The organism is Cellulomonas sp. PSBB021, from assembly GCF_002240455.1.
GTDB classification, from domain to species: domain Bacteria; phylum Actinomycetota; class Actinomycetes; order Actinomycetales; family Cellulomonadaceae; genus Cellulomonas; species Cellulomonas uda.
Genome location: NZ_CP021430.1, coordinates 1,269,912 through 1,287,751 on the forward strand (window position 1 = coordinate 1,269,912; position 17,840 = coordinate 1,287,751).

Annotated in this window: 19 protein-coding genes and 1 pseudogene; 7 read left to right on the forward strand and 13 right to left on the reverse strand. The window is 73.7% G+C overall.

Going from position 1 to position 17,840, the window contains the following annotated elements; genetic code table 11:
* The first annotated feature begins 60 nt into the window (after window positions 1-60).
* Complete coding sequence (locus tag CBP52_RS05750) at window positions 61-534, forward strand: aromatic ring-opening dioxygenase LigA (RefSeq protein WP_094180185.1); 474 nt, start codon at window positions 61-63, stop codon at window positions 532-534.
* A 153-nt stretch (window positions 535-687) separates the two neighbouring features.
* Here the strand turns inward: CBP52_RS05750 and acnA are convergent, their stop codons facing one another.
* From acnA to CBP52_RS05765, 3 genes are all read right to left on the reverse strand, one after another.
* Window positions 688-3,432, reverse strand: a complete 2,745-nt coding sequence (gene acnA / locus CBP52_RS05755; RefSeq protein ID WP_094180186.1) for an aconitate hydratase AcnA — start codon at window positions 3,430-3,432, stop codon at window positions 688-690.
* A 69-nt stretch (window positions 3,433-3,501) separates the two neighbouring features.
* The gene (locus tag CBP52_RS17490) at window positions 3,502-3,675 is read right to left on the reverse strand and encodes a hypothetical protein (protein ID WP_157732506.1); all 174 of its coding nucleotides are present in this window, start codon (window positions 3,673-3,675) and stop codon (window positions 3,502-3,504) included.
* Between the two features lie 92 nt (window positions 3,676-3,767).
* On the reverse strand, window positions 3,768-3,941 hold the full coding sequence (locus CBP52_RS05765) for a translation initiation factor 2 (protein WP_094180187.1): 174 nt from the start codon (window positions 3,939-3,941) through the stop codon (window positions 3,768-3,770).
* A 196-nt stretch (window positions 3,942-4,137) separates the two neighbouring features.
* Here CBP52_RS05765 and CBP52_RS18665 point away from each other — a divergent pair.
* Window positions 4,138-4,467, forward strand: a pseudogene (locus CBP52_RS18665) (carboxypeptidase-like regulatory domain-containing protein); the annotation flags it as partial.
* Window positions 4,468-4,627: 160 nt separating this feature from the next.
* Window positions 4,628-5,935, forward strand: coding sequence for a hypothetical protein (locus tag CBP52_RS05775; protein WP_094180188.1), 1,308 nt, complete (start codon window positions 4,628-4,630; stop codon window positions 5,933-5,935).
* Between the two features lie 66 nt (window positions 5,936-6,001).
* On the opposite strand, the gene CBP52_RS05780 is transcribed toward CBP52_RS05775, so the two are convergent.
* Complete coding sequence (locus CBP52_RS05780) at window positions 6,002-7,270, reverse strand: class I SAM-dependent RNA methyltransferase (protein ID WP_094180189.1); 1,269 nt, start codon at window positions 7,268-7,270, stop codon at window positions 6,002-6,004.
* On the reverse strand, window positions 7,263-9,263 hold the full coding sequence (locus tag CBP52_RS05785; RefSeq protein WP_094180190.1) for an APC family permease: 2,001 nt from the start codon (window positions 9,261-9,263) through the stop codon (window positions 7,263-7,265). Before CBP52_RS05785 ends, CBP52_RS05780 begins: the two co-directional genes overlap by 8 nt.
* 104 nt (window positions 9,264-9,367) lie before the next feature.
* On the opposite strand from CBP52_RS05785, the gene CBP52_RS05790 reads away from it, so the two are divergent.
* Both CBP52_RS05790 and CBP52_RS05795 read left to right on the forward strand, forming a co-directional pair.
* Window positions 9,368-10,018: a TrkA family potassium uptake protein gene (locus CBP52_RS05790; protein ID WP_094182198.1), complete on the forward strand. Its 651-nt coding sequence runs from the start codon at window positions 9,368-9,370 to the stop codon at window positions 10,016-10,018.
* Window positions 10,015-10,728 (forward strand): TrkA family potassium uptake protein, encoded by a 714-nt coding sequence (locus CBP52_RS05795; RefSeq protein WP_094180191.1) that lies wholly within the window; start codon window positions 10,015-10,017, stop codon window positions 10,726-10,728. Before CBP52_RS05790 ends, CBP52_RS05795 begins: the two co-directional genes overlap by 4 nt.
* On the opposite strand, the gene CBP52_RS05800 is transcribed toward CBP52_RS05795, so the two are convergent.
* The 4 genes from CBP52_RS05800 to dut form a co-directional block, all read right to left on the reverse strand.
* The gene (locus CBP52_RS05800; RefSeq protein ID WP_369826311.1) at window positions 10,664-11,452 is read right to left on the reverse strand and encodes a DUF3159 domain-containing protein; all 789 of its coding nucleotides are present in this window, start codon (window positions 11,450-11,452) and stop codon (window positions 10,664-10,666) included. The two genes, CBP52_RS05795 and CBP52_RS05800, sit on opposite strands and share 65 nt — an antisense overlap.
* Window positions 11,449-11,817 (reverse strand): OB-fold nucleic acid binding domain-containing protein, encoded by a 369-nt coding sequence (locus CBP52_RS05805; protein WP_094180192.1) that lies wholly within the window; start codon window positions 11,815-11,817, stop codon window positions 11,449-11,451. The genes CBP52_RS05800 and CBP52_RS05805 overlap by 4 nt, the downstream gene beginning before the upstream one ends.
* Window positions 11,814-12,584, reverse strand: a complete 771-nt coding sequence (locus CBP52_RS05810; protein WP_094180193.1) for a DUF3710 domain-containing protein — start codon at window positions 12,582-12,584, stop codon at window positions 11,814-11,816. Before CBP52_RS05810 ends, CBP52_RS05805 begins: the two co-directional genes overlap by 4 nt.
* Before the next feature lie 133 nt (window positions 12,585-12,717).
* Entirely contained in the window at window positions 12,718-13,263 is a 546-nt protein-coding gene (gene dut, locus CBP52_RS05815; RefSeq protein WP_094180194.1) for a dUTP diphosphatase, read from the reverse strand.
* On the opposite strand from dut, the gene CBP52_RS05820 reads away from it, so the two are divergent.
* The gene (locus CBP52_RS05820) at window positions 13,262-13,774 is read left to right on the forward strand and encodes a DUF3093 domain-containing protein (RefSeq protein ID WP_094180195.1); all 513 of its coding nucleotides are present in this window, start codon (window positions 13,262-13,264) and stop codon (window positions 13,772-13,774) included. The two genes, dut and CBP52_RS05820, sit on opposite strands and share 2 nt — an antisense overlap.
* Before the next feature lie 82 nt (window positions 13,775-13,856).
* Here the strand turns inward: CBP52_RS05820 and CBP52_RS05825 are convergent, their stop codons facing one another.
* The 3 genes from CBP52_RS05825 to CBP52_RS05835 form a co-directional block, all read right to left on the reverse strand.
* On the reverse strand, window positions 13,857-14,156 hold the full coding sequence (locus CBP52_RS05825) for a DUF4193 domain-containing protein (protein ID WP_013883495.1): 300 nt from the start codon (window positions 14,154-14,156) through the stop codon (window positions 13,857-13,859).
* Between the two features lie 162 nt (window positions 14,157-14,318).
* Window positions 14,319-15,182, reverse strand: a complete 864-nt coding sequence (locus CBP52_RS05830; protein ID WP_094180196.1) for an inositol monophosphatase family protein — start codon at window positions 15,180-15,182, stop codon at window positions 14,319-14,321.
* Window positions 15,170-15,763: a TRIC cation channel family protein gene (locus CBP52_RS05835; protein WP_243860906.1), complete on the reverse strand. Its 594-nt coding sequence runs from the start codon at window positions 15,761-15,763 to the stop codon at window positions 15,170-15,172. Before CBP52_RS05835 ends, CBP52_RS05830 begins: the two co-directional genes overlap by 13 nt.
* A gap of 209 nt (window positions 15,764-15,972) precedes the next feature.
* On the opposite strand from CBP52_RS05835, the gene sepH reads away from it, so the two are divergent.
* Window positions 15,973-17,103 carry a septation protein SepH gene (gene sepH / locus CBP52_RS05840; protein ID WP_094180198.1) on the forward strand — a complete coding sequence of 377 codons (1,131 nt, stop codon included), beginning with the start codon at window positions 15,973-15,975 and terminating at the stop codon, window positions 17,101-17,103.
* A gap of 49 nt (window positions 17,104-17,152) precedes the next feature.
* On the opposite strand, the gene CBP52_RS05845 is transcribed toward sepH, so the two are convergent.
* The gene (locus tag CBP52_RS05845) at window positions 17,153-17,839 is read right to left on the reverse strand and encodes a thymidine kinase (RefSeq protein ID WP_094180199.1); all 687 of its coding nucleotides are present in this window, start codon (window positions 17,837-17,839) and stop codon (window positions 17,153-17,155) included.
* Between the last annotated feature and the right edge of the window lies 1 nt (window position 17,840).

Here is a 17,840-nt window from a genome sequence, read left to right on the forward strand (position 1 = left end):
CCGGACCGGTTCGCCGGAGCCACAAGCTCCGACCGAGGGATCAGACAAGGACTTCACACGATGTCGACGCCGACCGCTTCCACCACCAAGCTCCCCCGCCTGCTGGGCCTCATCGTCATCATCTTCGGCGCGATCTTCTTCGTCGCCGGTGCCGCGACCTGGACCGCCGTCTCGGTCAACCTCAAGGCCGAGAACATCACGGTCGCCGACGACGCCGCGGCATTCGCCGGCGGCCGCGTCGACACCCCGTGGGAGGCCTTCTCGCAGGCCGACATCATCAAGCACCACGCGCTGGACGCGACCGGCGGCAAGACCTACGCCGAGCTCGACAAGGAGGACCCGCTGCGCGCCGTCGCGATGAACGGCTCCTTCCTGCGGGCGTCGCTGTTCACCTCGGTCGTGGCCTTCGGTGTCGCGCTGCTGGTCATGGGCCTGGGCGTCGTCCTCGCCGTCACGGGCGTCGCGATCCGCAAGCTCGCTCCGGCCGACGCGGCCACGACGAACGCGCCGACGCTCGCCTCCTCCGCGGTCTGACGCACCGCACGTCCCCCCACGACGAGGGCCCCTCCCGCTTCCCCCGGCGGGCAGGGGCCCTCGTCGTACCCGCAGGTGCGGACCGCTTCCGGACCCCTGCGACACGACGAGGCCCGCCCCCGGGTTCGGGAGCGGGCCTCGTGCGGTGGTGCGTCAGGCGACGCCGGCGACCTGGCGCAGCACGTACTGCAGGATGCCGCCGTTGCGGTAGTAGTCCGCTTCCCCGGGGGTGTCGATGCGCACGACCGCGTCGAACTCGACGCGCGAGCCGTCCGCCTTCGTCGCGGTGACCTTGACCGTCCGCGGCGTCACGCCGTCGTTGAGCGCGGTGACACCGGCGATGTCGAACGTCTCCGTGCCGTCCAGGCCGAGCGAGTCGGCGGACTCCCCCTCCGGGAACTGCAGCGGCAGGACGCCCATCCCGATGAGGTTGGAGCGGTGGATCCGCTCGAACGACTCGGTGATCACCGCACGCACGCCGAGCAGGCGCGTGCCCTTGGCGGCCCAGTCGCGCGACGAGCCCGAGCCGTACTCCTTGCCACCGAGCACGACCAGCGGGACGCCCGCTGCCTGGTAGGCGACCGACGCGTCGTAGATCGTCGTGTCCTCGCCCGTGAGGAGGTTCTTGGTGAACCCGCCCTCGACCCCGGGCACGAGCTGGTTGCGCAGCCGGATGTTCGCGAACGTGCCGCGGATCATGACCTCGTGGTTCCCGCGGCGCGAGCCGTAGGAGTTGAAGTCACGACGCTCGACGCCGTGCTCGGCGAGGTAGACGCCGGCCGGGCTGTCCGCCTTGATCGAGCCCGCGGGGCTGATGTGGTCGGTCGTGACCGAGTCGCCCAGCTTGGCGAGCACGCGCGCACCCGAGATGTCCGTGACGGGCTCGGGCGTGGCGCCCATGCCGTCGAAGTACGGGGGCTTGCGCACGTACGTCGACTGCGGGTCCCACGAGAAGACGTTGCCCTCGGGCGTGTCCAGCCCGCGCCAGCGCTCGTCGCCGGAGAACACGTCGGCGTAGTCGTCCTCGAACATCTCGCGGTCGATGGACGCGTCGATCGTGGCCTGCACCTGCTCGGGCGCGGGCCAGATGTCGGCCAGGAAGATCGGGTGCCCGTCCTCGGTGCGGCCCAGCGGGTCGGCCTCGAAGTCGAAGTCCATGGTCCCGGCGAGCGCGTACGCGATGACCAGCGGCGGCGACGCGAGGTAGTTCATCTTCACGTCGGGGTTGATGCGACCCTCGAAGTTGCGGTTGCCGGAGAGCACGGCGGCGACCGCCAGGTCGTGCTCCTGCACCACGGCCGACACCTTCTCGTCGAGCGGGCCGGAGTTGCCGATGCACGTCGCGCAGCCGTAGCCGACCAGGTGGAAGCCGAGCTTCTCGAGGTACGGCCACAGGCCGGCCTTCTCGTAGTAGTTCGTCACGACCTGCGAGCCGGGCGCCATCGACGTCTTGACCCACGGCTTGGCGACGAGGCCCTTCTCGACCGCGTTCTTCGCGAGCAGCGCGGCGGCCATCATGACCGACGGGTTCGAGGTGTTGGTGCACGACGTGATCGAGGCGATCGCGACCGCGCCGTGGAACAGCTCGAACGCGCGGCCCTCGCTGTCCGTGACCGAGTACGTGCGGGTCGCCGACGACGAGATCGCGGGCGAGTCCGACGCCGGGAACGACTCACGCTCGGCCTCGTCGACCTGGTTGAGCTCGGGCGCGTAGGTCGGCAGGTCGCGCTGGAACTGCTCCTTGGCCTTCGAGAGCTCGATGCGGTCCTGCGGGCGCTTCGGGCCGGCGATCGACGGGACGACCGTCGACAGGTCGAGCTCGAGGTACTCGGAGAACACCGGCTCGGTGTAGCCCTCAGCCGTCGGGTCGAGCCACAGGCCCTGCTCCTTGGCGTACGCCTCGACGAGCGCGAGCTGCTCGGCCGAGCGGCCGGTCAGGCGCAGGTAGTCGATCGTCCCGCCGTCGATCGGGAAGATCGCGACGGTCGAGCCGAACTCGGGGCTCATGTTGCCGATCGTCGCGCGGTTCGCGAGCGGCACGGCCGCCACGCCCTCGCCGTAGAACTCGACGAACTTGCCGACCACGCCGTGCTGGCGCAGCTTCTGGGTGATCGTGAGCACGACGTCGGTCGCGGTGACGCCCGCGGGGATGTTGCCCGTGAGCTTGAACCCGACGACGCGCGGGATGAGCATCGAGACGGGCTGGCCGAGCATGGCGGCCTCGGCCTCGATGCCGCCGACGCCCCAGCCGAGCACGCCGAGGCCGTTGACCATCGTCGTGTGCGAGTCGGTGCCGACGCACGTGTCGGGGTACGCCTTGCCGTCGCGGACCATGACGCCGCGGGCCAGGTACTCGATGTTCACCTGGTGCACGATGCCGGTGCCCGGCGGGACGACCTTGAAGTCGTCGAACGCGGTCTGGCCCCAGCGCAGGAACTGGTAGCGCTCGCGGTTGCGCTGGTACTCGAGCTCGACGTTGCGCTCGAACGCGTCGGCGCGGCCGGCGACGTCGATCTGCACGGAGTGGTCGATGACCATCTCGGCGGGCGCGAGCGGGTTGATGCGCTCGGGGTCGCCGCCCAGCTCGGCGACGGCCTCGCGCATCGTCGCGAGGTCGACGACGCACGGGACGCCCGTGAAGTCCTGCATGATCACACGCGCGGGCGTGAACTGGATCTCCGTGTCGGGCTGCGCATCGGGGTCCCACGTGGCGAGCGCCCGGATGTGGTCCGCCGTGATGTTCGCGCCGTCCTCCGTGCGCAGCAGGTTCTCGGCGAGGACCTTGAGGCTGAAGGGCAGTCGCTCCAGTCCGGGGACGGCGGACAGGCGGTACACCTCGTACGAGGCGTCACCGACCTGCAGCGTTCCCTTGGATCCGAAGCTGTCGACGGTGCTCACGGGCGGCTCCTTCTGGGGCGAGTGCGCCGGGGACGGGGGTCCTCCGGACCGCAGGGCGTCGATGCCAGCCTAGGCCGTCACGACGCCGGTGGGACGACCAGTTATCTCGACGTCAAGATACATGGTCGAAGGGCCTTCGTGCACGTCCGTCCCACGGCGCGGCGCGCTCGGCAGCGCCCCGCCGGGCACGATCACGATCACGAGCACGAGCACGAGCACGAGCACGAGCACGAGCACGAGCACGACGAGCGTGGACGACGAGCACGAGGGCCGGGCATCCGCAGCCGCCCGGCCCTCGTCGTCGCGCGTCAGCCCGATCCGGCTCCCCCGCCGGCTCAGTGCTCGCCGTCCGCCTTCGCCGCCTGGGCCGCCTCGGCGGCCTTGCGCTCGGCCTCGACGGCTCGCTGGTGCGCGCGCTGGTCGTACTCCGGCGTGCCCTGCTTGAACAGCTCCTCCGTCGCGACGCGACGCGCCTCGGCCAGCTTGTGGGCCGCGTCCTGCTCGCTCATGCCCGGCTCCTCTCGGCTCGTGTGCGGCCCCGGCCGGCACCGGCCGGGCCCGCCTCCACGCTAGGCGCGCCCGCGCCCGCGCGCACGGCAGCGACGCCCCGAACGGCGCACCACCGACACCGTCGGCGCACCACGGTCGGGTGAACCGTGCGTCGCGGGACGAACCCGGGCCTTTCGTGCCGTGCACGCGCATACGATGACGCAGCCCCCGAGGGCCCTGGCCACGACGACCGACCCTGAGGACACGACCGTGCACCTGCCCGACCGTCCCCGCACTCCCCTGCGACGACGAGGCAGGACCGCGTCCGTCGTGGTCGCCCTGCTCCTCGCGACACTGGCCCCGGCGCTGCCCGCGCACGCCGCCGACACCATCTCCGTGTCCGGCCGCGTGACCGACGAGGCCGACCAGCCGATCGCGGACCTGGTCGTCTCGATCAGCCCCGACGGCGGTGGCCGCGTGCTGTCGGCCACGACCGCGAGCGACGGCCGGTTCACCATCGCGGCCGTCCCGCCCGGCCGCAGCGAGCTCTCGGTCGACGACGACTGGGCGGCCGAGGACCGGTGGCGGCACCAGACGTGGGACGGCACCGCCGGGGTCGAGGCGTGGACGACGTTCGACACGGGCACGAGCGACCTGACGGGCGTGGCGTTCCGGTTGCGGCCGACCTCCCGACGAGGGCGGTCGCATGTGGTTCGCGGCGGACCCTGGCACGACGTGGCGACTCTGCTTCACCGACTCCTGGTACCAGCCGACCGACGAGGGCATGGGCAGGTGGACGCCCGCGGTCCGCCACACCGACGGGTGCTGGGACGCGGGCGGCGGGTCCGGCGTGGCGCTCGCCGACGCGAGCGACATCTCGTTCACGGACGTGGGTCAGCGCGTGGACGTCACCGTCGTCATGCCGACGGCAGGCAAGGCGCTGACCCTCGGCTACCCCGCGATCGTCGGCAGCACGGACACGGGCGCGACTCTCACCGCGTCCCCCGGGACGTGGGGCCCCGGCACCGTGAGCCTGAGCTACCGGTGGTACACGTACTCGGAGGCCGGTGGGCGCGAGCAGATCCCGGGTGCGACGGCCGCGACGTTCACGACGACGAGCGCGCAGCAGGGCATGCAGGTCGGCGTCGAGGTCACGGGGCGGCGCACCGGGTACGCGACCGCCACCCGGCTCACCTCGCTGGGCCCGATCGGCCGGACCGCTCCGACGGTCACCTCGCCGCTGACGATCACGGGCACGCCCGCGCCCGGCCAGACCCTCACCGCGTCGCACGGCGCCCTCTCGCCCGCCGGTTCGTCGGTCTGGTCCGAGTGGTACGTGAACGGCGTCCCCGCCGGCTACGGCACGACGTTCGCCGTCACGACGGCGCACCGCACCGCGACCGTCGAGGTGCGCGCCCGGTTCACGGCGAGCGGCGGTGGCGAGCGCCTCGCGACGGCGAAGGTGCGGGTCCCCGGCCTGGCGTTCACGCCCGCGACCCCGACCGTGGCGGGCACCGCGGTCGTCGGCCAGACCCTCACCGCGAAGGTCGGCACGTGGTCGCCGACCCCGACGACCCTCACCTACCAGTGGTACCGCGGGAGCACGGCGATCAGCGGGGCGACCGGCAAGACCTACACGCTCAAGGCGGCGGACCGCGGCGCGAGGGTGAAGGTCAAGGTCACGGGCGCCCGCGCGGGCTACGACACGGCGTCGCGCACGTCGGCGAGCACGGCGACGGTCAAGGGCGTCCTCGTGCCCGCGACGCCCACCGTGAGCGGCACCGCGAAGGTCGGCCGGACGCTCACCGCGAAGGTCGGCACGTGGAAGCCCTCGGGCGTCACGTTCACCTACCGCTGGTACCGCAACGGCACGGCGATCTCCGGCGCGACGGGCAAGACGTACGTCGTGGCGAAGGCGGACCGCGGGGCGCGCCTGCACGTGCGGGTCACGGGCTCGCGGTCGGGGTACGTGTCGCAGTCGCGGTCGTCGGCGAGCACCGCCAAGGTCGTCTGACCGGCCCGCGCGCTGCGACGCCCGCCGGCCCAGGGGCTCGGCGGGCGTCGCGGCGTGCGCCGGGGGTCAGCGGGAGAAGACGGCCACCGCCTCGACGTGGTGCGTCATCGGGAACAGGTCGTGACCGGCGACGTCGACGAGCTCGTACCCGGCGGCGGCGAGCAGCGCCACGTCGCGCCCGAGCGCGGCCGGGTCGCACGCGACGTACACGACCCGCTGCGGCTCGAGCGACACGAGAGCGTCGACGACCTTGCGACCCGCACCCGCGCGCGGCGGGTCGAGCACGACGACGTCCGCGTGCGCGACCGCGGGCTCCTGCCCGCGACCGCCCGTGAGCGTGCGCGCGACGTCACCGACGTGCAGCGTCACCTGCTCCCGGTCGTGCAGGTTGCGCCGCGCGTCGCGCACGGCCCGCGCGTCGCCCTCGACCGACACGACACGCCCCTCGGGACCGACGGCGTCCGCGAGCGGCGCCGTGAACAGGCCCGCCCCCGCGTACAGGTCCACGACGGTCGCCCCGGCGACGTCACCGGCACCCCTCAGCACCGCGTCGACGAGCGTCGCGGGCGCCGTGCGGTGCACCTGCCAGAACCCGGCCGCCGCAACGCGGTACTCCCACCGCGACCCGGCGGCCTCGACCACCTCGCGCACGGACGAGCGTGCGTTGGGCCGCGTGTCGGGGCGGCGCCGGCCCAGGTCGAACGGCGTGCCGTCGACGAGCACCAGGGGCCGGTCCCCGCCGACCGGCGCGACCGCCTCGACGCGCACACCCGCCGGCCAGCGTCGCGAGAACAGGTCGAGCTCGGCGATCGCCTCGACCGCGAGCGGCATCGTGTCGAGCGCGACGACGTCGTGCGAGCGGTGGCGTCGCATCCCCGCCCGGCCCTCGTCGTCCGTCACGAGGTCGATGCGCGTGCGCCACGCGAGCCCGCCGCGCTCGTCGTCGCCCGGCGCCGCGTGCACGACGACGTCACGCTCGACGCCGCCGAGCCGCTGCAGCTGCTCGCGGAGCACGGCCGCCTTCCACTGGCGCTGCGCGGGGAGCGCGACGTGCGCGAGCTCGCCACCGCCGACCCCGTCCGGCCCGGCCGCCGGCCACGCGCTCGCCACGCGGTCGGGCGAGGCCGCCAGGACCTCGACCGCGTCGGCGCGCCAGAACGTGGCGTCCGGCTCGGCGTCCGTGAGGCGCGCGCGCACGCGCTCGCCCGGCAGCGTGTGGCGCACGAACACCACGCGCCCGTCGTGCCGTGCGACGCAGTGGCCGCCGTGGGCGACCCGCTCGATCTCGAGCTCGATGATGGCCGTCTCCTTCTCGTCGGTGGCGCTCTCAGTCACGCGGCACCGCCGGGCGCACGCGGTCCTCGAGGCCGGTGTGACCCTCGGAGGACGCGAGCTGCCAGGGCACCGACGCGACCACCACGCCGGGCGTGAACAGCAGGCGCCCCTTGAGCCGCAGCGCGCTCTGGTTGTGCAGGAGCTGCTCCCACCAGTGCCCGACGACGTACTCGGGGATGTACACGACGACGAGGTCGCGCGGGCTGTCGCGGCGCACGGAACGCACGTACTGCAGCACCGGGCGCGTGATCTCGCGGAACGGCGAGTCGAGGACCCGCAGCGGCACGGGCAGGTCCATCTCGTCCCACTGCGCGCGCAGCCGCGCGACGTCCTCCTCGTCGACGCCCACCGTGACCGCCTCGAGGACCTGCGGGCGTGCGGCTCGCGCGTACGCGAGCGCGCGCATCGTCGGACGGTGCAGGTGCGAGACGAGGACGATCGCGTGCACCCGGCTCGGCAGCGCGCGCGCCGCGGCGGCGTCCTCGCCCAGCGCGAGCTCGCGCCGCACGGTCACGTAGTGCTGGTGGATCGCCTGCATGAGCACGAACACGACGACCATCGCGAGGATCGCGATCCACGCGCCGTGCGTGAACTTGGTGGCCAGGACGACCAGGAGCACGGTCGCCGTCATCCCGAGACCGATCGCGTTGACCACCCGCGAACGCTTCATGCGGGCTCGCGTGGTCGGGTTCGGCTCGGTGCGCAGCGCGCGCGTCCAGTGCCGGACCATCCCGAGCTGGCTGAGCGTGAACGACACGAACACGCCGACGATGTAGAGCTGGATGAGCCGCGTGACCTCGGCGTCGAACGCCCAGATGAGCCCGATCGCGACCACGGCGAGCGTGACGATGCCGTTGGAGAACGCGAGCCGGTCGCCGCGCGTGTGGAGCTGGCGCGGCAGGTACCCGTCCCGCGCGAGGATCGAGCCGAGCACCGGGAAGCCGTTGAACGCGGTGTTCGCGGCGAGCACGAGGATGAGGCCGGTGACGATCGCGATGACCGCGACCAGCACGGGTGCACCCTCGAACACCGCCGACGCGAGCTGCGCGATCACCGGGTGCTGCTCGTAGTCGGCTCCCACGGGCACGCCGTCGACCAGCAACTGCTCGTGCGGGTCGTCGGCGAACTTCACCCCGGTGGCACGCGCGAGCATGAGGATCGACAGGATCATCGTCACCGAGATGGCGCCGAGCAGCGCCAGCGTGGTCGCCGCGTTGCGCGACTTGGGCTTGCGGAACGCCGGCACTCCATTGCTGATCGCCTCGACACCGGTGAGCGCCGCGCACCCCGACGCGAACGAGCGCAGGACGAGGAAGAACCCGGCGAGGCCGGTGAGCCCGTTCTCGAACCCGGCCTCGGCGGCCACCTCGAAGCCCGCGCTCTCGGCCATGGGCAGCGTGCCCATGGCGTAGCGCACCGAGCCGACCACCGCGATCATGCCGATCGCAAGCATGAACAGGTACACGGGGACGGCGAACGCGCTGCCGGACTCCTTCACGCCGCGCAGGTTGACCAGCGTGAGGAGCACGACGAGCCCGATCGCGAACACGGCCTCGTGCCCCTTGAGGGCCGGGACCGCCGCGGCGGCGTACTGCGCGCCCGACGAGATCGACACCGCGACGGTCAGCACGTAGTCCACGAGCAGGGCGCTCGCGACGGTCACGCCGGCGTTCGGCCCGAGGTTCACCGTCGCGACCTCGTAGTCACCGCCGCCCGAGGGGTAGGCGTGGACGTTCTGCCGGTAGCTGGCGACGACGGTGATCATCACGACCACGACGGCCAGACCGACCCACGGCGAGATCACGAGCGCCGACATGCCGGCGAGCGACAGCGTCAGCAGGATCTCGTCGGGGGCGTACGCGACGGACGAGAGCGCGTCCGAGGCGAACACCGGCAGCGCGACCCGCTTCGGCAGGAGCGTGTGGCCGAGCCTGTCGCTGCGGACGGGGCGTCCGAGGAGAAGTCTCTTGGCGGCATCCGCGAGGTCCGACACGATGCCCCATCGTAGGCGTACCCGGCCGTGCGCGTGCGACGCGCCCCGGTGGCTGCGGGTGCACCTGCGGGGGTATAGCGTGACGCGCTGTGCACTTCGTCATCATGGGCTGCGGTCGGGTGGGCGCGAACCTCGCGCAGACGCTCGAGGAGAACGGCCACTCCGTCGCCGTGATCGACCAGAACCCCGAGGCGTTCCGCCGGTTGTCCGGCGGCTTCGCGGGGCACAAGGTCACGGGTCTCGGCTTCGACCGGGACACCCTCGTGAAGGCCGGGATCGACGACGCGTACGGCTTCGCGGCCGTCGCGGACGGCGACAACTCGAACATCCTGGCGGCGCGGGTCGCACGCGAGACGTACAAGATCGAGAATGTCGTGGCCCGCATCTACGACCCGCACCGGGCCGAGATCTACCAGCGGCTCGGCATCCCGACGGTCGCGACCGTGCGCTGGACGGCGCACCAGGTGCTGCGCCGCCTGCTGCCGCTCGGCGCCACGGACGAGTTCCGCGACTCGTCGGGGCAGCTCACGCTCGCCCAGGTCGACGTCCACACGGGCTGGGTCGGCCGGCCCGTCACGCAGCTCGAGGCCGCTGCGGGCGTGCGCGTCGCGTACCTCACGCGGTACGGCGACGGCGTGCTTCCGGACGCGTCGACCGTCCTGCAGGAGAACGACGTCGTGCACGTCATGGCCCGTGTCGACGGCCTCGCGCACGTCGAGCGCGTGCTGACCGCCGAGCCGGGGGTGTCCGAATGAGGGTCGTCATCGCAGGTGCCGGGTCCGTGGGCCGCTCGATCGCGCGCGAGCTCCTCGCGCACGAGCACGAGGTCACGCTGATCGACCGGCAGCCGACGGCGATGCGGGTGGCGCAGGTCGCGGAGGCCGACTGGCTGCTCGCGGACGCGTGCGAGCTGCCGACGCTGCGCGAGGCACGCGCCGACGAGTGCGACGTCATGGTGGCCGCCACGGGCGACGACAAGGCGAACCTCGTCATCTCCCTGCTCGCGAAGACCGAGTTCGGCGTGCCGCGCACGGTCGCTCGCGTGAACAACCCGAAGAACGAGTGGATGTTCGACGAGGCGTGGGGCGTGGACGTCGCGGTCTCCACGCCGCGCATCATGACGGCGATGGTCGAGGAGGCCGTGGCGGTCGGCGACCTGGTGCGGATCTTCACGTTCCACCAGTCGGGTGCCGACATCCTCGAGATCACGCTCCCGCTGGACGCCCCGCTCGTCGGGGTGCGCGTGGGTCAGGTGGCGTGGCCCACCGACGTGGTGCTCGCCTGCATCGTGCGCGACGGCCGCCCGATCGCACCCAGCGTCGACGACACGCTCGAGGGTCGCGACGAGCTGCTGTTCGTGACGAGCCGCGAGGCCGACGAGGGCGCCCTCGAGGCCCTGCTCACGGGTGCGACGAAGGTGCCTGCTCCTGCTGGTCCTGCGGGTCCTGCGCCGAGCGCGCCCTGACGGCTCGCTGCACCGGACGCACCAGCACCCAGCTGACCCACAGCACGAGCGCCGTGAGCGGCACGCCCATCGCCAGCTTCGCCGTGCCGAGCCACGCGACGTCGTCGTTGAGGTACAGCGGGACCTGCACGACGAGCCGCAGTGCGAACATCCCGACCCACGGCAGCGTCGCGAGCGTGTAAGCGCGGCGCACCTCGCGGTCGTCGTGCCACGCGACGACGTTGCGCCAGGGACCGCCCGACAGCGGCCCGTCGGCCGCGAACAGCCCCATGACGAGGCCGACGAGCGGCCACCCGACGAGAACCGTGGCGAGCGTGCCGACGAGGTAGGCCGCGTTGACCCACAGCCCGTACGCGAAGTAGTCGCTCGCGTCGCCCGTCCGCCACGCCCACACGACACCCACGCCGACGCCGATCACGCCCGACAGCGCCTGCGTCACGGGCGTGCGCTGCCCGAGCCGCACGACGACCGCGACGAGCGCGGCGCCGGCCGCGGCGACCAGCGCGGGCGTCAGCCGCTGCCCGGTGGCGAGGTACACGACGACGAACAGCAGCCCCGGCGCGACGGACTCGACCACGCCCCGCACCCCGCCGACGGCGTCCGACGCCGAGAACGTCTCGGAGGCCAGCACGCGCATGCCGCGTGCCCCGCCCTCCTCGGGCGGGACCACGTCGTCGACCGCGTCGAGCGGCGCGGCCGGGGGCCGCTCGTCGGGCGTGCTCACTCGCCCGGCCGGGGGCGCAGCTCGTAGCGCGGGTTGAAGATCGCGCGGCGCCCGTCGACGAGGCACACCATGCCCTCCGCCGTCAGGCGGCGGCCGGGGATGATGCCGGCGATCTCGCGGCGTCCCAACCACACGAGCGCGAGCGAGCCCGAGCCGTCGTACAGCTCGGCCTCGAGCGCGGGCACACCCTGCCGGGGACGGAACGTCACCGAGCGCAGGACGCCGCTCACCTTGGCGCGACGCCGCGGCGGGGCGCTCTCGACGGTCGTGCAGCCCACGGACCGCCCGGCCTCGACCCGCTCCTCCGCGGCCTCGACCTCGGCCTGCGAGGCCGAGAGCGTGTGCAGCAGCTCCTTGAGCGTCATCGGATCTCCGTGATCTCCGGACCCCGCGTGAGCGGGTCGAAGTCGGGCTCCTGCGCTGCGGGCGGCTCGTCGGCCGCCGGCGCCGCGCCGGGCTCCTGCCGGTTGGGCAGCGTGAGGGTGAGCAGGTCGCGGGGCGGGCGGGCGTCGGTGCCCCGGACGACCACGACCTCGCCGAAGACCCGCTCGAGCACCTGGGCGGCGTCCGGCTCGACCGCCGCGCGGCCCGTGATGACGCCGCGCAGGAACCAGCGCGGCCCGTCGACGCCCAGGAAGCGCGCCGGGCGGTGGGCCGTGCGGCCCTCCGGCGTGCGCGCGGGGAGCCGGGCCAGCAGCTCGCGCCCGAACGGGCCGGGCAGGTCGTCGGCGGCGCCGCCCTGCTGCACCACGGACTGCTGGATCTCCTGACGGATCTCGTCCCAGATGCCCTCGCTGCGCGGTGCGGCGTACGCCTGCAGCTGCAGCGTCGACCCGTCGATCGAGACCGCCGCCGCGGACACCGCGTTCGTGGTCTTGTCGACCTCCATGCGCAGCTCCATGCCGGGCACGCCGGGCAGCCGCAGCGCGCCGAGGTCGAGCCGCGGCAGTGCGGTCGCCTCGTCGTCGGCGTCCCACGGCCCGCCGGCCGGACGCTCCGCGGTGACGGTGTCGAGTGCGTCGTCGGAGGCGGACGCGTCCGCCTCCTCGTCCCCGGTCGGCTCGGCGTCGAGCCGCTCGTCGGCCACCTGGGGCTCGTCGTCGCCCTGCGGGCGGCGCCGGAAAATCGCCACGTGTCACTCCTCCTCGGGCGCTGTCGCGCCCGTCGCGCGCCCGCGCCGTCCGGCGGCGGGCAGCCTGCACTGGTGCTCCTCGTTCGACACTAGCCCGCGCGGCGTCCCGAACCTAGCCGCAGACGGGCCCTCGTCAGGCGTCCGGGCCTGCCGCCTGCTCGGCCGGTGCCGCCGCGGCCGCGGACCTCCACCCACCGCTCGACCCGAACCCGCCCTCGCCGCGGTGCGAGCCGGGCAGGCGCTCGACCTCGACGAAGCGCACGCGCTCGACCTTCTGCACGACGAGCTGCGCGACGCGGTCTCCGCGGTGCAGCTCGACGGGGTGCTCGACGTCGGTGTTCAGCAGGGTCACCGCGATCTCGCCCCGGTAGCCCGCGTCCACGGTCCCGGGCGCGTTGACGATGGTCAGGCCGTGGCGTGCCGCGAGGCCCGATCGGGGGTGCACGAACGCGGCGTAGCCGTCGGGCAGCGCGATCGCCGTGCCCGTCGGCACCGTGACCCGACCCTGCGGCGAGATCACGACGTCGACCCTGGTCACGAGGTCGGCGCCCGCGTCGCCCGGGTGGGCGTACGACGGGACGGGCAGGTCGGGGTCGAGGCGCTGCAGCAGCACCTCGAGCGCGGGGTCGGTCGTCACGGCGCCGACCCTACCGGCCCCGGTCTGGGATGCTGGTGCCATGTCCGCGAGCTCCGACCCCGCACGCCCGGCGTCCGACGAGACGACGCGTCCCGCGTCCGCTCCCTCCCCCGTGCCGGGCGCCTCGTTCGACGAGCGGCTGCGCCCCGCCCCGCTGGGGTGGCTCGCGGTCGTCGGGCTCGCGCTGACGGTGTGGGTCGCGCTGCTGCCCGTGGACGCCGTGCTCGCGACCGTCGTCGCGCTCGTCGTCGCAGTCGTCACGGTCGTGCTGGTGCTGCGGTGGACGCCGCGTGTGCGCGTCCACGCCGGCGAGCTGCACGCCGGCCGCGCGCACATCCCGCTGGACCTCCTGCGCGACCCGGTCGTGCTCGAGGGGCCCGCGCTGCGCGAGGCGCTCGGCCCCGGCCTCGACGCACGCGCCTACGTGTGCCTGCGCGGGTGGATCCGCACGGCCGTGCGCGTGGACGTCGAGGACCCGCAGGACCCGACGCCGTACTGGCTCGTCTCGACCCGCCGCCCCACCGCGCTCGTCGCCGCGCTCACGCGCGACTGACCCGGCCGGCCCGGACACGACGACGGCCGACCCCCGGAGGGGCCGGCCGTCGTCGTACGGGCGCCTGCGGTGACGAAGGACGTCAGGCAGCGCACTCCGAGCAGACCTGCTGGCCGTCGCGCTCGTACGCGAGCTGGCTGCGGTGATGCACGAGGAAGCAGCGCGAGCACGTGAACTCGTCCGCCTGGCGCGGCAGGACGCGGACCGAGAGCTCCTCGCCGGACAGGTCGGCACCCGGGAGCTCGAACCCTTCGGCGGCCTCCGTCTCGTCCTCGTCGACCACGCCCGAGTTCTTGTCCGCACGCCGCGCCTGAAGCTCCTGGAGGGAGTCCTCGCTGAGGTCTTCCTCGGTCTTGCGCGGGGCGTCGTAGTCGGTAGCCATGTGGGGCGTCACACTCCGTCTTGGTGTTGCAGGCTGATGAGTACGCGTGATCAATGCATGACTGGAGCCGTTTGTTCCCGCGCGGAGGGGATTGTGCACCACTTCCGGGACGCGTGCGAGCGCAACCTGCACACTCGGGATCACTCGGACGAGTGATACCGCTCACGCCGTCGTGTCGGCACCCTTCGCCTCGAGGAACGCTACCAGCGGCTCCACGGCGCCGCGCGGCCCGGCGACGGTCATCTCCTGGTCCGCCGGACGCCCCCGCAGACCCGTCACCACCGCGCCCGCCTCCTGCGCGACGAGCGCCCCCGCCGCGAGGTCCCACGGCTGCAGCCCACGCTCGTAGTAGAGGTCGAGAGTGCCCGACGCGACCGCGCACAGGTCGAGCGCGGCGGACCCGAGACGACGGATGTCACGCACGAGCGGGAGCAGCTCGGCGACGACCGCGGCCTGCGCCCGGCGCCGCTCCACCAGGTAGCCGAAGCCCGTCCCGACCAGGCAGCGGTCGAGCGGCCGGGCGTCGTTCGCGCGCAGCGGCACGCCGTCGCGGGTCGCGCCCAGACCTCGGCCGGCGAGGAACGTGCGGCCCTCGACCGGCGCGTGCACCGCACCGGCGAGCACGGTCCACGTCCGCGGTCCGGGAGCGACGTCCAGCGGCGCACCGGGCTCCCCGACGACCGCCGCGACGGACACCGACCACGACGAGAGCCCGTACAGGTAGTTCACGGTCCCGTCGATCGGGTCGACGACCCACGTCACACCGGTCGTGCCCGGCTCGTACCCCTGCTCCTCGCCGAGGATCCCGTCACCGGGCCGCAGCTCGGCGAGCCGTCGCCGCAGCAGCGCCTCCGACGCGAGGTCCATCGCGGTGACGACGTCGACCGGGCTCGACTTGGTGGCGTGCACCTGGACCGTGTCGGGCCGTCCGTCGTGGACCAGCGCACCGGCCTCACGCGCGAGGGTGGCGGCCGTCTCGACGAGGGCCTGGACGTCGTGCGGTGCGGAGGTCGTCATGGCGACCATCCTGCCTGCCCGCCGGGGCGGCCCCGCCACGGGCCCGGCGCGTGCAGCCTGAACCGCAGCGACAGCACCCGCAGCGCGAAGATCCCGACCACCACCGCCGACAGGACGACGGGCGTCCGCCACCCCACGGACCAGCAGACCGCGACCCCGATCGCGCCCAGCATCGACGGGATGGCGTACAGCTGGCGGTCGTGCAGGACGACCGGCACCTCGCCCGAGAGCACGTCGCGCAGCACTCCCCCGCCGGCGCCGGTCATCACGCCCACGATGACCGCCGCCACGGCCGTGGTGCCGTACTCGAGGCCCTTGACGGTGCCGACGACGGTGAACACGGCGAGCGCACCGGCGTCCAGCACGACGATGACCCGTCGCGCGCGCTCCAGCCGCGGGTGGAAGAAGTACATGAGGAACGCCCCGAGCACCGCTGTCGTGATCAGCCGCCAGTCCGCGATCCCGACCGGAGGCACGGCGCCGATCAGGACGTCGCGCAGCATGCCGCCGCCCAGCCCTGCGGCCCAGCCGAGCACGACGATCCCGAACACGTCGAACTGCTTGCGCACGGCCGCGAGGGCTCCGGACATCGCGCCCACGAGCACACCGACGAGCTCGAGCACCGGTTCGAACGGGATGTCCTCCACCACGAGGGCATGATGACAGCCGGGGCGGTCGCGGGCACCGTCCTGGTGTGTCGCGGTGTGACGATCACGACGACAGGCGGCACACCGGGCGCACCTCCGCCGCGAGACACCCGGAAGGTGGCACCCTCGACCGTGACGCAGTAGGAGGACGCATGGACGAGCTCGAGCTGGTGGGCCTGCACGACGACGGCGAGCACCTGGTGCTCGCGCGCGCGGACGGCCAGCGCTTCCGCGTCCGCATCGACGAGCCGCTGCGCGCCGCGGTGCGGCGCGACCGCCCACAGCTCGAGCAGCTGCGGGCCGAGGGAGCGAGCTCGCTCAGCCCGCGTGAGATCCAGGCGCGCATCCGGGCCGGTGCGACGACGCAGGAGGTCGCGGACGCGTCCGGCCTGCCGGTCGCGCACGTGCGCCGCTACGAGGGCCCGGTCCTCGCGGAGCGCGAGTACGTCGCGGAGCAGGCGCGCGCGACGCGCGTCGGGCGTGACCACGGCGCCCCGGTGCTGGGCGACCTCGTCACGGACCGGCTCGCCGCGCGCGGGGTGGACCTCGGCTCGCTCTCGTGGGACGCGGCGCGTGAGCCGCACGGCCCCTGGTGCGTGCTCGCGCGGTTCTCGGTGGACGACTCGCCGCGCGAGGCCCGCTGGACGTTCGACCCGGGCGCGCGCACGCTCGTCGCGGACGAGGACGAGGCCCGGTGGCTGTCCGAGACGGAGCTGCCCGACGAGCCCGTGGCACGTCGGCACCTGTCGGCGGTGCGGGACGTGGTCTTCGACTTCGACTCGGTGGGCTCGGTGCGCCACGTCGGCGACGGGCCGGTCGACGACGACACCCACGAGCAGCCGGCGGTGGACGCCGACGAGCGCACGCACGCTCTGCTCGACGACCTGCAGGCGCGGCGGGGCGTGCGGCAGAGCGTCGCCGAGGGCGACGACGACGAGGACGACGGCACGTTCGAGGGGTTCGGGCCGCAGCACGCGTTCGACTTCACGCGGCTCGACGACGTCCCGGGTGCGCACCCGGCGGACGCGGACCCGCAGCGCGAGGCCGTCGTGCTGCACCCGCGCCGCCCGTCGATGCCTCCCGTCGCGGGGTCGCACGACCTGCCCGCCCCGGCCGACAAGGCCGACTCGACCGTCGCGGTGGCCGACGAGACCGCGCCTGCGTCGGAGCCGACGGCCGAGCCCGCGGCGGAGCCGGCGGCCGAGGAGCGCCCGCGAGCCCGCAAGGGCCGCGCGAAGGTGCCGAGCTGGGACGAGATCGTGTTCGGGGCCCGCCCCGAGTGAGGCCCGCGCCGGGGCGAGCGCCCCGGCGGTCCCCCGGCGGTCCCCCGCGTCACACGTCGAGCGTCGGCTGCTCCGCGAGCACGGGCTGGGGGGCGGGCGCCGCGTCCGGCGCGAGCGCGCGCGACGCGGCGGCCGTCATGCGGCGCATGTGGTGGCGCCGGCACAGCACCTCGTACTGCACCTCGCCGTGGTGCGGGTCGGACGCCCCCGCGACGTCGCCGACGACCACCTGCTCGCCCTCGACGACCATGACGCCGTCGACCGTGCGGGCGTTGTGCGTCGCGCGCGCACCGCACCAGCACAGGGCTCGCACCTGGAGGATCTCGACGCGGTCGGCGAGCTCGACGAGCCGTTGCGCGCCGGGGAACAGGCGTGCACGGAAGTCCGACGAGATCCCGAACGCGTACGCGTCGACGCCGAGCTCGTCGACCACGCGAGCGAGCTGCTCGACCTGCGCCGCGGTGTAGAACTGCGCCTCGTCGCCGATGAGGTAGTCCACGGGCCGGCCCTGCGTGCGGCGGCCGAGCACCTCGACCCAGAAGTCGGTGCGGTCGTCGACCTCGTACGCGCGCTTGGTCAGGCCGAGCCGGGACGAGATCGTGGCGGAGCCCGCGCGGTCCTGGCGGGTGAAGAGCAGACCGTCACGGCCCCGCGCCGCGTGGTTGTGGTGCATCTGGAGCGCGAGGGTCGACTTCCCGCAGTCCATCGTGCCCGAGAAGAAGACGAGCTCGGCCACC